Source organism: Leeuwenhoekiella sp. NPDC079379, from assembly GCF_044542075.1.
Taxonomy (GTDB): domain Bacteria; phylum Bacteroidota; class Bacteroidia; order Flavobacteriales; family Flavobacteriaceae; genus Leeuwenhoekiella.
In genome coordinates this window covers 428923-444636 of sequence record NZ_JBITTU010000004.1, presented here as the reverse complement: position 1 = coordinate 444636, position 15714 = coordinate 428923, and the positions used below count along the sequence as shown (strand labels likewise).

At 36.3% G+C, this 15714-nt stretch carries 6 protein-coding genes and 1 pseudogene; all 7 read right to left on the bottom strand.

All coding sequences use genetic code 11. The annotated features are described in order from the left end of the window. Nucleotides 1-90: 90 nt before the first annotated feature. The 7 genes and pseudogenes from ACIGAM_RS10160 to ACIGAM_RS10130 all read right to left on the bottom strand — a co-directional run bounded on the left by ACIGAM_RS10160 (nt 91) and on the right by ACIGAM_RS10130 (nt 15684). Nucleotides 91-915, bottom strand: coding sequence for a phage integrase SAM-like domain-containing protein (locus tag ACIGAM_RS10160; protein ID WP_396511345.1), 825 nt, complete (start codon nt 913-915; stop codon nt 91-93). 386 nt (nt 916-1301) lie between these two features. Further along, nucleotides 1302-3812, bottom strand: a complete 2511-nt coding sequence (locus ACIGAM_RS10155; protein WP_396511344.1) for a DUF4268 domain-containing protein — start codon at nt 3810-3812, stop codon at nt 1302-1304. Nucleotides 3813-3834: 22 nt separating this feature from the next. Continuing rightward, complete coding sequence (locus tag ACIGAM_RS10150) at nt 3835-4026, bottom strand: hypothetical protein (protein WP_396511343.1); 192 nt, start codon at nt 4024-4026, stop codon at nt 3835-3837. After that, nucleotides 4026-4337 (bottom strand): annotated as a pseudogene (locus ACIGAM_RS10145) (AbiH family protein); the annotation flags it as partial. The gene ACIGAM_RS10150 and the pseudogene ACIGAM_RS10145, both read right to left, overlap by 1 nt. 166 nt (nt 4338-4503) lie before the next feature. Continuing rightward, complete coding sequence (locus tag ACIGAM_RS10140) at nt 4504-5517, bottom strand: hypothetical protein (RefSeq protein WP_396511342.1); 1014 nt, start codon at nt 5515-5517, stop codon at nt 4504-4506. 283 nt (nt 5518-5800) lie between these two features. Next, the gene (locus ACIGAM_RS10135; protein ID WP_396511341.1) at nt 5801-6679 is read right to left on the bottom strand and encodes an outer membrane beta-barrel protein; all 879 of its coding nucleotides are present in this window, start codon (nt 6677-6679) and stop codon (nt 5801-5803) included. A gap of 8 nt (nt 6680-6687) precedes the next feature. Next, on the bottom strand, nt 6688-15684 hold the full coding sequence (locus ACIGAM_RS10130) for an MBG domain-containing protein (protein WP_396511340.1): 8997 nt from the start codon (nt 15682-15684) through the stop codon (nt 6688-6690). Nucleotides 15685-15714: the final 30 nt, after the last annotated feature.

The window sequence follows — 15714 nt, the reverse complement described above, 5'->3', positions numbered from 1 at the left end:
TAGGTTTGATGAAGAATTTAAATTCTTCATCAAACCTGAACTAAATAATAACTATTTATCGAATTTTAAGGTGTCCTAAAAAGGGGAAGCCTACATATTCACTTTGGAATAATTACTAAACCTCATACCAGTAGTACACCCGAAAACGAATAAGTCGCGGACTTTTTCTAATTTTCGCTTTTTTGATAAGTCAACATTTGCAATCTCCTTTACTTGATTTAAATTCAAGGCTACTTCATCCGTTTTAAATCGCTTTATATTTTTAAAGGATATAAAAGTATCATTATAAGTATATTTATTTCTTAAAGCCCAAAATAGAAAGGTTTTTAAAAGACCAATATTCCTGCTTAAAGTGTTGGTTGAATGATTCTTAGTTTTAACGCAGTAATTAATGAACTTATTGAAAAACTCATTATTGATTTTATCAAATCTCAATTTTGTTTTAGTGTCAGTTTCAAAATTTGATAATAAGGTTTGATTATATTCGTAACGCTTTAGAGTACTCGCAGAAATTGAATTCCCAGATTGATCTTCACCTTTTTCTTTCAGGAACAAATCATATACTTTCATAAAATCATTTCCAATGGAAGCCCCCTCTTTAAACTCTTCATTTAAATGTTCTTTTGCTTTAGCTAGAGTTAGCTCTTCGTTAAGATTCCGATATCTTGCAACGATCTCCTGAAAATATTCTTTGTATCTATTTAACTGTTGATTAATAGATCTCCTTATTTCAGCATCTTTTTTTCTACCTGATAAATTAATAGGTTGGTTATTTTCAAAATCCCATTCCTTAGGATTTATACTCTCACCAGTAGAGTATATTAACGACTTACCTTCTTTCTTAAAATATGCCCTAAAATATATGAGAGTAGATTTATCAGATTTTGGTTTTTTGAGTTTGAATGTTGAATTCATTGAGGTGCCAGTTTAGGTGCCAGAAATGTTATATTTGAATATACTTTCGAGTAATATTCAAATATATAAATTTATATGAATCACCCTACCTTATACAGAAACATTGATTTGATGTGTAATTTAAATAAATAGGTTCGAATCCCTCTTTCTCCGCAATCAAGCGCTAGGCTTGAAATAACAAAAACCGCAGCAGTTATGCTAGCGGTTTTTTTGTTTTAAGACTTAGGAATTTGCAAAATGCTCAAAGTGGGATCTTGGAACAAAATCCCTCTTTCTCCGCAAGGTCAACTGATAATTAATTAGTTACGAGGCTGACATCCAACATTACACCCAATTCTGCAAAGGATTAGGTATTTTTTTTAATACATTTTGATTTTAAACTTCTTTTATCTTAATCTGTCTACAAATGGCTGTAGTGCGTTTTCAAATTTGGGAAGCGTCTCAACTAAAAAGGAAGTCATTTCGGGCCAATTGTCTTCATCAAAAAGATTCACGTTCTGTAACTCTATTTTAATACGGGACATTTTATTTTCGGGTAACTCATCCCAAACTAATTCAGACCCAAAGCTAGCTTCAATAATTTCTCTAGACTTATAGAGCTTATTGAAATACGCTTTATTCTTTTCTTTTGATGAACTTATAAGGCCCAATTCTACCCGGGCATAAGAACCTGTAATTACAAATGAATACATAGCGCCGCTTGTACCTGCGCCAGAACTTAACCAATGATCTCGTGTAGGATTAACGTTTGAAAAAAGTTTAGTATCTCTAATTTGTGGAAGTAATTGTTTCCAGAATTCCCTGCGTATTGAAAATCGTTTTGCTGTACTAGATGTGGCTTGAGAACTTACAAATTTCACAAATAAATCATCTTCTGCTTCAAAAACAGAAAGAATTTTTTTAAGATTTCTAAATTTACTATTACTGTCTATATTCGATTCTATATAATACCCATTGACCAACTCCTGTGGAGCTCTAAAATCTTCTGTGTTTCTAGAAAGCTGAATCACATCTTTGATGTCCAACAAAAGCTGGGGATTCTTCGCATACAACTCACTTAAAACAGTAAAATACATTTGAGCAATATGGGTCTCTTCATATTTGGTTTCTTCAAAAATAAAGTACTCCAGTTTTTTTCCTGTAGGTTTATCTGCATGGAAGATATTTATTTCTATCTCGTCATCAGTATCAACTTCAACAGGTACATCCGGATATTCCCATATTTTTAAAAATCGCTCAAAAATCAACTCAAAACGTTCTGTATAATTTATAAGGTTCCATTCATCCAAATCTTTTAAGTAGCTATTTAGCCAAAGCCTGCTATATATGTAACCTTGTTCAAGACCTTCTTTATTTATTGTTTTTTTATCCTGAAAAGACTTATTCCCTAAAGCGCCGTTATTACCTGAAAGTGTAAGGTTTGCAAGTGTATTAAGATGTTTTTCTTTAAACATAAAAAAGCTCTCTGCGGGTAAGTCTTGTTCCCACTCTTTTGCAGGTGTCTGCGGAAAAATATGCTCTATTGTTATTTGCTCATTCGACGTATCTACAAACTCCCTGTTGTTATAATTCTCCAGCATCTCAAACATATAATTCCTGTTTTTAGACTGAATGTTATACAGGTCTTTGTCTAAAAGGGCTGTTTTGATTTCGGCATCACCCGGAAATTTAGCTGTACCACGTTTCTTAACAAGTGCCTGAGCAAGTGAATTGTAATAATCTTCTATATCTATTTCTGCATATAGGGACATAAATATTTTATTCAAAGCATTTGTGGGCAAACCAACAATAAATCGACGCCAGACATAAGACTGAATAAGCTTTAAAATCTTAATTAAGACATCCTTATCTAGTAGTCCATTTTCGGCATCTTCAAAAACCTGAAGTAAAAAAGGATAGGCTACATTTATTTCTAATCTTGATATGTATTTAAGTTGTCTGCGTACCGCATCGTCATTTACTGTAGAAGGATTAATGAATTTCTTATAATGTACCGAAAGAGACTTAATATTTTCTAAATCTTGTTGATAGTCATCTCCTTTTTTATTAGGATATAACTTTTTAAACTCCTCGTAGACCTTATTTTTATTAGGAATTTTATTGTTGCGTAGCGTTAAATAGTCTCGAATGTATGCCGAAACCATAGATTTTTGATGAGTTAAATCAAGGGCATTATCTTCAATAGGATTCCAGATTTGTTCAAAAACTCGTTGTTGATCTTTAGGTTCTAAATCCATCAAAATGAAATTCCTGATAAGATCTGATTGGGATAACTCTAACCCGGTAGAGTTTAAACTTTCAAAGATACGCTGGGGATCGTCCTTATCACGTTCTAGTGAGATCTCAACAAAAATCAAACGATTTAAACCACGCTGAATGATTTCAAAATTTTCTTCTGTAATCTGAGATTTAAAATAGGTGTAGTTTTCAATTACATTAGAGTATTGATTAAACTCCTTTTCTGTACCTATCATAATCGCGTGAAATGCTGCAGAGTTGGTATCGGTTTGCTTTAGTTTAAGCTTACTTGATTCCTGCTTCACATATTGATTGGTCAAAAACAGGTTATACAATCTCTCTCGATCTTGTTCTAGACCATTTTCTTTAGCAAAACGATACAAGGCAACATATAAAATATTTATAGTTGTCAAACGCTGCTGCCCGTCAATGATGACCAACTCTTTTACTTCACTGGTACTGTAAATACCCTCGTGAATAAAAACTATACTCCCTATAAAATGCGTACCTCTAGACTCTTCTTCAACAGCTACAATGTCTTTTAAAAGCTCTTTACATTCTTTTGAGGTCCAGTCATAATTACGTTGATACACCGGTATTACAAATTGTACATTAGCCGCTTGTAGAAAGGCATTTATAGGTAGTTCTGTTGCTTTCATATTTTACAGTATTGAATATAAATTATTGCTTAACCTGTGGAATTTTATTTGCTGCGTTGAACTCCACAATCTTTTCCCGCATCAATTTATTTGAATTAAAATGTCTTGAAATATCCATCGCTTTAGTGGTAAAGTCATTATTGCCGTATTCATCTTCATAGAAATAGATTTTAATGCTTTTGCAGTTTTTGTGCTCAAAAACTTCATTAAGCATTACACGATCGGATAAACCGCAAGAATGCCCATAATACAAACCTGATAATAACCTGAATTTAAAAAACGTAATAAATTACGGTAGTTACTATTTGAAAAGTATTTAAATGATTTGATGTATTTAAAAAACTTATTATCGTTTAGCTCTTCTATTTTTTTGTAATCTGCATCCATTTCATCCCCAAAACCAAAAACTATTGGTTTTTTTTCGTGAAAGCTGCCGTGTATATGGTTTATTGTATAATCGTTGTCTTGTAAATCATAAACCGTTAGTAGATGCTGAAGAGATTGGGTATAATTAAAATTTAAAAAATATAAATGCCCTTTCTCAGAATCTACTTTATATAAGTCGTCAAAGAAGACCTCTAGCGGTCAATTTGCCGCCAAAAAGATTAAGCCGCTAGCTTTAAAAAAATTACTCATTCACTATTTATTTATAGAACCAAATAAGACTTATTGGTATAGAGTTTCTTTACTACTAATAATTATTTTCGTCATCCTTATCATCTAATAATTTTGATGAAGCATCGACATTGAAGCCATTTGTATTCATTAAAACCGAATAGGCATCAAACTCAAAATTAAATTGATAACCCTCGAAATTTAGTATAAGAGAACTGAGAAGATGTAAAGTGTAATTATAGCCAGAGTTACTCAAAGAACTCGAATTTTTAATCTCACCAATTATGGCTTCATTAAAATGATTATCATTAGGCAACTTCTTTATCTCCAAAATTGCCAAGATGCCATTATTCATACTTAGGTTAAAGCGAGATAATTCATCAACTCTATAGTTATTTTGATTTAAAGAATTTCTGATACCTATCAAATACCCAGAAAGTAATTGATATTTTTCAACCATATGTTTTTTATAATTAATCTCGTGTCTGTTTCTAATTTTAAAATCGTCATAATTTGAATCAATGATTACAAAGTTTTCATAGCATAAAGCTTTACTTAAGAGAGATTTCCAGTTAGTAATAAAATTTGACTTTTTATCATTAAAAAATCTGACACTTTCAATTATTGATTTGTAGTTATTTGAACATTCTAAACTAGTATCATCATTTTTAAAACTAATTCCATAGAGAAAGAATTCAGACAATAATTCATAATTAGCTTTTGATATTTTGTAATTTTCTTCTATAGTCTCAAGCGGTATAAGTTTCTCTTCAATATTCTTTAGATCAATTTCATAAGTATTAATAATGTTTTTTCTATTAAATTCATTTAGATAATATTTTAATTCTGATCTATGGTTTCTTATAAGTTCATATTTATTCTCTTCCAGAGATTTGAGATTTTCCTTCTCTTCGTTACTTAAAGGGTAAATAGGTTTTAAATCATTTATTAGGGTTTTAAAATCCAATAAATTTTCCAATTTAAGATACTGTAATGCTCTCCTGTGATATTCGCCAGATCTATAATAAAGACTAAAATACTCTTCCTTTTTCCATTCAATAATCAGTTTCGTGATGCTTTCTATATTCATATTTGCTTAAAACTTTAACTTAGGTATGTAGGCTTCCCCTTTTTGTAGGCTTCCCTAAAAACAGGACAGTTGTTAATTCGAATTTACTAATTTTAAATTCACACTGTCATGATGAAAAACAGCAAGTTTAGCGAGAGCCAAAAATCAAAGCTCTTAGAGAGCATGAACAAGGAAAATCTGTAGGGGATCTATCCAGAGAATTAGGTATTGACGAGAGTATCTTTTATTACTTGCATTAAAAGCCTAGCTGAGTAGCCAGGCTTTTTAAATCCCGTAATCCTTTTTAAAAACCTAAACCGTATTTAAGCTTAAAGCCAAAGGATATCGTTTTGATATCTTCAACTTCTCCCGGAGCAGACTTTAAGATACTGTTTCCTGTAAAACTCACTTCTGTGTTTTCATTATACTCCAAAAGTCTGTTACCTGAAGTTTGATCAAATATATTGACTAACCCATAATCTATATAAACACTTACATAAAAAGAGCTGACTTCAGAAATAGACAATTTGAGTCCGGTTTCTAGATTCAGCATTACATTTGTCTTTAATTCTAAATCATCTGCACCCCAATTATATTTTCCAAAATTACCAAATCCCGCAAATTTTGGACCTTCTAATAAAGCGTCGTACTGCTCATAATATCCAGCTGTTGTTAGCAAATCAGCCTTAGAATTATATTCACTACTAGCAAGGATACCTACTTTTAAACCTCCTGCTGCGAAAAAACGCGAAGCACCCCTACCTTCATACTGCACTAGTAAAGGTATCTGAATATAAGATGCCTCTTGTCTCTCTTTATAATTAGTAAATTGATATCTAAATTCAAAGCTTTCTCCTTCAGAATCTTCAGTAGCATATGCTCCATTTATTTGATTGAGTTTTGCATTTCCACTATACTGCTGTAAAGCTAAACCAGTTCTCAAACTCCAATTATCTGAAAGATATCTCCCATATTCCAGACCAAAACCAATACCATTATCCAACGCTGCAGAATTATCTACAGCATCATATTTCAGAATAGAAACAGGTCCATTAATATATAGATTTACCTCATTCTTTTTTTGAGCATTAAGCGACATAGCACTTAAAAATAAAATCACTCCTAAAAACTTAAAAGGCATATTCAACCGTGTTTTAGCATTTATATAAAACTTCATTTTCATATGATTATTTAATGAACAATAAATTGAATGGTTTGGGTTTGCTTTGAGGTCTCGCAAACTAAGATATACACCCCTGCTTGAATATTTGCAGGCATCTGAATGCTTGATTTAGATGAGTTCGTGTAGAATGTATCTATTAAGGTTCCATTCAAACTCATAATAGAAATTTTCATTTTGTTCAACTCTTCTTTTTCAAAGTTTGCAAAGAGCGTCGTTGATGCATTTGCCTGTACCGGATTGGGAGCAAGTCGTATTTTACTACTTATATCTAACTCGACCGTAAATGCACAAGTACTCAATATATCTCCACCTTCAGTAGTAAGTTCTACTCGATAAGTCGCCAGTGGGTCAAGCCTATCTGAAGCTTCATCTCCCTCTGAAAAGTATTGTCCGTTGCTAACAACATTACCATTTTTATACCAGGTAAAAGCTATAAACCTATAACCACCATTAGTAGCAGGATTGTTATTTACTAAAAGCGTATTATTAAATTTTTGCTCTACAATATCCTCAAAAAGGAAACGCTTATGAATTTCAATAGAATAGGTTTTACTAGTACTTCCATCCTGAGAAGTTATAGTAATTGCATAGCGATAGATTCCAGGTTTGGATACATCGACAGTAAATGATTTTGGAAAATCACTTTTGGCATTTTCTTCTGTTTCATAAGAAACTACAAACTCTTGTGCAGTCTCATCACAATCAATAGTATATACAATTTGTGAATCTGGATTTGTAAATTCTTCATCCCCTATAGTGAGCGAAGTAATATCTGCGGAAGCACTATTTACCATAAGTTCCCGAGATACCGCTATGGCTGGCAGATAATTCTCATTTCCAGACTGAGATGCTGTAATTATTATACTACCTGATTGTACCAAATTTACAAAGCCACTAGCACTCACTATTGCAGCAGGAATATCTGAAGTAAATGTGTAGGTATAAGTTATTGGCAAACCTGAAGAAGCTTCAGCCTGAAGTTGGAAATCATCATCAGATCCTAAATTTAATACCGGTAACGGATTAAAACTTATTGTTTGACTAGCCTTAGTAATCATAAAGCTTCCATCTACATACTTAATATCATAATTAGAAGAAGTAGCTCCAGAAGCAGTAATTAAATAACTACCAACAGCCTCGCCAGAGGTTCTACTAACAGTTAAACTTCCACCCAAATCTGTTTCTGAATCACCGTTTACAAAACCACTATAACTTACCGTTAATACAGGATCTTCATCTCCGTAAACCTTAGTCTGATTGTCTGCTGTGATTGTTAAAGAAGCAGGTGTGATTTCAAAACTTCCATCATCATACGTAATATCGTAATTTGTAGATGTAGCTCCCGAAGCAGTGATCACATAGTCACCAACAGCTTCGCCAGAGGTTCTACTAATGTTCAATGTTCCACCTAAATTTGTTTCTGAATCGCCGTTTTCAAAACCACTATAACTTACGGTAAATACAGGATCTGCTTCTCCGTAAACTTTAGTCTGATTGTCTGCTGTAATTGTTAATGAAGCAGGAGTAATTGCTAAACTTCCATCATCATACGTAATATCGTAATTTGTAGATGTAGCTCCAGAAGCAGTAATTAAATAACTACCAACAGCCTCGCCAGAGATTCTACTAACAGTTAAACTTCCACCCAAATCTGTTTCTGAATCACCGTTTACAAAACCACTATAACTTACCGTTAATACTGGATCTTCATCTCCGTAAACCTTAGTCTGATTGTCTGCTGTGATTGTTAATACAGCTGGTGTGATTTCAAAACTACCGGCTATGTAGATAATATCATAATTTGTAGAAGTAGCTCCAGAAGCACTGATCACATAACTACTAACATCCTCGCCGAATGTTCTACTAACAGTTAAACTTCCACCTAAATCTGTTTCTGAATCACCGTTTACAAAACCACTATAACTTACCGTTAAGGCAGGATCTTCATCTCCGTAAACCTTAGTCTGATTGTCTGCTGTGATTGTTAAAGAAGCAGGAGTAATTGCTAAACTTCCATCTACATACGTAATATCGTAATTAGAAGAAGTAGCTCCAGAAGCAGTAATTAAATAACTACCAACAGCCTCGCCAGAGGTTCTTCTGATGTTCAATGTACCACCTAAATCTGTTTCAAAATCACCGTTTACAAAACCACTATAACTTACCGTTAATACAGGATCTGCATCTCCGTAAACCTTAGTCTGATTGTCTGCTGTAATTGTTAATGAAGCAGGTGTGATTTCAAAACTTCCATCATCATACGTAATATCGTAATTTGTAGATGTAGCTCCCGAAGCAGTAATCACATAGTCACCAACAGCTTCGCCAGAGGTTCTACTGATGTTCAATGTTCCACCTAAATCTGTTTCTGAATCACCGTTTACAAAACCACTATAACTTACCGTTAATACAGGATCTTCATCTCCGTAAACCTTAGTCTGATTGTCTGCTGTGATTGTTAATACAGCTGGTGTGATTTCAAAACTACCACCTATATACGTGATGTCATAGTTAGACGATGTAACTCCAGAAGCACTGATTTCATAGCTACCAACAGCTTCGCCAGAGATTCTACTAATGTTCAATGTACCACCCAAATCTGTTTCAGAATCGCCGTTTACAAAGCCACTATAACTTACGGTAAATACAGGATCTGCTTCTCCGTAAACTTTAGTCTGATTGTCTGCTGTAATTGTTAATGCAGCAGGAGTAATCTCGAAACTTCCATCGACATACGTAATATCATAATTAGAAGAAGTAGCACCAGAAGCACTGATTTCATAGCTACCAACAGCCTCGCCAGAGGTTCTACTAACAGTTAAACTTCCACCCAGATCTACTTCTGAATCGCCGTTTTCAAAACCACTATAACTTACCGTTAATATAGGATCTGCTTCTCCGTAAATCTTAGTCTGATTGTCTGCTGTAATTGTTAATGCAGCAGGAGTAATCTCGAAACTTCCATCTACATACGTAATATCATAATTAGAAGAATTAGCTCCCGAAGCAGTGATCACATAGTCACCAACAGCCTCGCCAGAGATTCTACTAATGTTCAATGTACCACCCAAAACTGTTTCAGAATCGCCGTTTTCAAAACCACTATAACTTACCGTTAATACAGGATCTGTTTCTCCGTAAATCTTAGTCTGATTGTCTGCTGTGATTGTAATTGTAGCTCTGCTAATTATTAAATCATTACTGATATAACTTAAATCGTAATTGCTACTTAATCCCAAACTTCCCTGAGTTATTTCATAAGTACCTACAGCCTCTCCGTTAATTCTAGTTAAACTGCCGCTAAAAGAATCACCTCCAATTAAAGAGCCTGATGTGACCTGATAGGTTAATGATGGATCGGCTGAGCCGTATACTTTTGTCTGAGCATCAGCTTTTACAATAAGAGTCAAAGGATTAATATCAGCCGATAAACTAGTCTGAGTCAAGGTATAGTTTACAGCATCTACTCCAGAAATTGTATAACCAGTGGTGGTAATCGCAATGCCTGTACCTACATTAGCACTGGCAAAGTTAAAGATTGGTGTACCGCCTAGGCTTATATCATCGACTCCTACCACTCCACTTAGTGAAGCAGTTCCTGATACAGTGGCTAAAGTTGTTCCGTCATATTCCTTGCTATCCCCCGTGATTCCTGTAACAGTTACCTCCTTCGTGGTGATATCAGCAGATAAATCAGGTTGAGTCAAGGTATAGTTATTAGCATCTACTCCGGAAATGGTATAACCCATGGTCGTGATCGTAATACCTGTACCTACATCAGCACTGGCAAAAGTGAAAACCGGTGTGCCGCCTAAGCTTATATCATCGGCTCCTATCACTCCACTTAGTAAGGCAGTTCCAAAAGCAGTGGCTGCAGTGGTAGCGTCATAAACTTTATTATCTCCTGTGATTCCCGTAATAGTTACCGTTTTGGCGGTGATATCAGCAGATAAATCAGGTTGAGTCAAGGTATAGTTATTAGCATCTACTCCGGAAATGGTATAACCGGTGGTCATGATCGTAATACCTGTACCTACATCAGCACTGGCAAAAGTGAAAACCGGTGTGCCGTCTAAGCTTATATCATCGGCTCCTACTACTCCACTTAGTAAGGATGTTCCAGAAGTAGTAGCTGCAGTGGTACCATCATATTCTTTATCATCTCCGGTGATTCCCGTTATAGTTAAGTCTTTAGTTGTAATATCTGCCGATAAATTAGGCTGAGTCAACACGTAGTTACCAGCATCAGTACCTAAAAGTGTATAACCTGTGGTCGTGATTGCAATACCTGTACCTACATCAGCACTGGCAAATGTGAAGACCGGTGTACTTGATAAACTTACGTCGTCTCCACCTACTCCTCCACTTAGTAAAGCTGTTCCAGATGCAGTGGCTGCAGTGGTACCGTCATAAACTTTATTATCTCCGGTGATTCCCGTTATGGTCAACGCTTTTGTTGTGATATCAGCAGATAAACCAGGTTGAGTCAACACGTAGTTACCAGCATCTACTCCGGAAATTATATAACCTGTGGTCGTGATCGCAATACCTGTACCTATATCAGCACTGGCAAATGTGAAGACTGGTGTACCTGATAAACTTACATCATCTGATATTTCTAAACCGATTAGTGAAGCAGTTCCAGATGCAGTGGCTGCAGTGGTACCGTCATAAACTTTATTATCTCCGGTGATTCCCGTTATGGTCAACGCTTTTGTTGTGATATCAGCAGATAAATTAGGCTGAATCAACACGTAGTTACCAGCATCTGCACCAAAAATTGTATAACCGGTGGTCGTGATTGCAATACCTGTACCTACATCAGCACTGGCAAAAGTGAAAACCGGTGTGCCGCCTAAGCTTATATCATCGGTTACTAATACTCCACTTGGTAAGGCTGTTCCAGAAGCAGTAGCTGTAGTGGTTGCGTCATATTCCTTGTCATCTCCGGTAAGACCTGTAATGGTTAAGTCTTTAGTTGTGATATCAGCAGATAAATTAGGCTGAGTCAACACATAGTTACCAGCATCTGCACCAGAAATTGTATAACCGGTGGTCGTGATCGTAATACCTGTACCTGCATCAGCACCGGCAAAAGTGAAGACCGGTGTACCTGATAAACTTACATCATCTGATATTTCTAAACCGATTAGTGAAGCAGTTCCAGATGCAGTGGCTGCAGTGGTACCGTCATAAACTTTATTATCTCCGGTGATTCCCGTTATAGTCAAAGCTTTTATGGTGATATCAGCAGATAAATTAGGCTGAGTCAACACGTAGTTACCAGCATCTGCACCAGAAATTGTATAACCGGTGGTCGTGATTGCAATACCTGTACCTATATCAGCACTGGCAAATGTGAAGACTGGTGTGCCGCCTAAGTTTATATCATCGGTTCCTACTACTCCACTTAGTAAGGCTGTTCCAGAAGCAGTAGCTGCAGTGGTACCATCATATTCCTTATCATCTCCGGTGATTCCCGTTATAGTTAAGTCTTTAGTTGTAATATCTGCCGATAAATTAGGCTGAGTCAACACGTAGTTACCAGCATCAGTACCTAAAAGTGTATAACCTGTGGTCGTGATTGCAATACCTGTACCTACATCAGCACTGGCAAATGTGAAGACTGGTGTGCCGCCTAAGCTTATATCATCTGTTATTTCTAAACCAATTAGTGATGCAGTTCCAGATGCAGTGGCTGCAGTGGTACCGTCATAAACTTTATTATCTCCGGTGATTCCCGTTATGGTCAAAGCTTTTATGGTGATATCAGCAGATAAATTAGGCTGAGTCAAGGTATAGTTATTAGCATCTACTCCAGAAATGGTATAGCCAGTTATAGTTATTAAAATACCTGTACCTACATCAGCACTGGCAAAGGTGAAGACCGATGTACCGCCCAAGCTTACGTCATCTGTTATTTCTAAACCGATTAGTGAAGCAGTTCCAGATGCAGTGGCTGCAGTGGTACCGTCATAAACTTTATTATCTCCGGTGATTCCCGTTATGGTTAACGCTTTTGTGGTGATATCAGCAGATAAATTAGGCTGAGTCAACCTATAGTTATTAGCATCTACTCCGGAAATTGTATAACCGGTGGTCGTGATCGCAATACCTGTACCTACATCAGCACTGGCAAATGTGAAGACCGGTGTACTTGATAAACTTACGTCGTCTCCACCTACTCCTCCACTTAGTAAAGCTGTTCCTGATACTGTGGCTGTAATTGTTCCGTCATATTCCTTGCTATCACCTGTAATTCCTGTAACAGTTACCTCCTTTGTGGTGATATCAGCAGATAAATCAGGCTGAGTTAAAGTATAATTACCAGCATCTGCACCAGAAATGGTATAACCTGTGGTCGTGATTGCAATACCTGTACCTACTTCAGCACTGGCAAAGGTGAAGACCGGTGTACCTGATAAACTTACGTCGTTTCCTCCTATAACTCCACTTAATAAAGCAGTTCCTGATGCAGTAGCTGTAGTCGTAGCGTCGTAAATTTTATTATCTCCAATAAGACCACTTATAGTGAGTGGTATTTTATTTTCAACTACAAACGTATTATTATTAGTTCCTGTAGGTATAGTAGTAGTTAATGAATTACCGACAACGTCTGTAATGTCTTGACTTCCAGAAAATCCTAAAGTTACAGTTCCATTTAAACCTTCTAAATCACCTCCAGAAACTGTTAACCTGTAAATAGTCCCACTTGGATTAGTAATACTTGCTATCGTTGCAGTGGTTCCAGTTACCGTGAAATCATCAGTAGAGACATTATTTACAGGTTCACTAAACGTCACATCCCATACTAATTGGTCAACACTGGTTGGGTTGGTAGTAGGATTTTGACGAACTATGCTTGTAATGTGTGGCGCTGTTAGGTCAGCCGTAGTAAAATTCAGTGTGGTATTATCCGTGATTCCAGCATAGCTATTGCCAGCAATATCATCTATGGCAGTGGCAGCTATTTGAATAGCATAATTAGCACTTTCATCAAGGTTTGTACTCGTATTAATAGTAAGGACAGTATTGCTTATAGATGCTTGTGTTCCTGGGGAAGCGACATTGATTGTAAATGAATTCGATCCATCGGTTAGATCAATAACTTGTATATTTCCTGTTCCAAAGACAATTTTTTCATTAAAAGTAAGGGTGATATTTCCACTTGCATCTACTCCTGTGGCATTATCTAAAGGACTACTGGAGCTGAAAGTTGGGTTAGAGGTATCTACTACAATGGCCAGAGCACTTGATGGCGCACTTTCGTTACCTGCAGCATCTGTTGAAGTCACTGTAATATTATGTGTTCCCTCCGACAGGGTACTCGTAATTATATAGGAATAGGCACCATCCCCCGATCTGCCAGTAGTAGTTCCAACTAAACCATCTACTGAGGAACTTATTTTTACAGTAGATTCTGGTTCTACTGATCCGCTGAACCTTGGTTGAGTAATTGAAGTAATATCATCAGTATTTGAAGTTCCCGAATCAAAAGAAGCTACCAAATTTGGAGCTCCTGGGGTGACTGGCGCTTGCGTATCCACCGTGTGAGTTGCACCAGCTGTAAAGCCACCACTTATAGCTTTACCACCGGCATCTGTAATACCCGTACCACTGGAGTTTAAGTCTATACTCACGGTTCCTGTTCCAGAAACAGAGTTAACGGTTATCGTGTAAGTGGTACCGCTACCGGTGACACTTGCAACACTACCGGTTACTGTTCCGGAGGAATCGACAGTAAAATCAGAAACATCTACACCAGAGACATTTTCATTAAAAGTTACAGTAAAAGGGACGCTGGTAGCATTATTAACTGGGCTACCCAAAACGACTATACTGCTTACTGTGGGAGCAACTGCACTTGAGATTACTGTAGTTGTAGTATTGATAGTATTATCTGTCCCATCATTTACCGTCACTGTAAAAGTTGTTGTTTCTGAAGTAGCCGATCTGTTGTCTGTTGGGTTAAAACTGAGGGACCTTAAAGCCGTCTGCATAGCAGCAGCTCCTCTGCTTGTAATGATATACGGACCTGTGCCCGAAGACGCTCCTGTAATAACTCCTTTGGAATTATTATCTAAAGAGATGGTAGCAGAAACAGGGTCACCATCGGCATCTGCAATTGTAATTCCTGAAAAAAGATTAATTGTAGCGTTGTCATTAACGGTCTGCCCTGCTGTTGTGCCACCAATAGCAGGAGCTGTGTTGGAAGCACCAATTATATTTGGTGTGCTATATGCTCCTGATGTGATATTGTAAGCAGTGAAGTCATCAAAACTCCAATTGTTCCGATTATTAATTGCTGATGCTACAAAAGCTTTAGTTCCTGTTAATGTACCATTATATTTTGCGTTGTCCGTTTCATTAAATGGACTAGGAAACAAAGCAATCGCATTAGTTCCGTTAGTTAGCGTACTAGGAAGCCCAGAGGTACCCCCCCCCGTTGTAGCACACGATTGTCCAACTGTTTCGCAATTCTCGCAATCGAACCAGTTATTTGCATCGTCACAACCTGTTGTATGTCGAAAATTATCATCACCATACAATCCAGATAGAAAATTTGGAGATATTGGCTTAACTCCTGTAGAACTTTGGTATGCAAAAAGGTTATCACCTCCTAAAAGATTCCAACCAGTCCCGCTTAAAAGCCCAGACATAGTGCCCACAGAAGAAATTAAAACATCTGATGCACCACTTTCATATACATATACAATTGTACCAGCAGGTATATACCCAGAGGAAGTCCATGAATAATGCCCTTCATTTGATCCATACCAAATATTTGCATTGGCATTCCAACCCTCTTCGGTAAAATAAATTACCGTTCCTGCAAATATATCTTCTAATGTTATCCAAGAAAAAGAATGGTCTTGTGTTCCGTTTGCGTTTATATCAGTATTATATCCTATAAAAGCAATATCTCCTGCAGTGAGACTTTGACTATTTAAGTTATGGCCAAAGTAAGACGTAATAAGTAATAATGTGAGTAATAATTTTTGCATAAAATTTATTTTTGGATGTAAAGATCATTA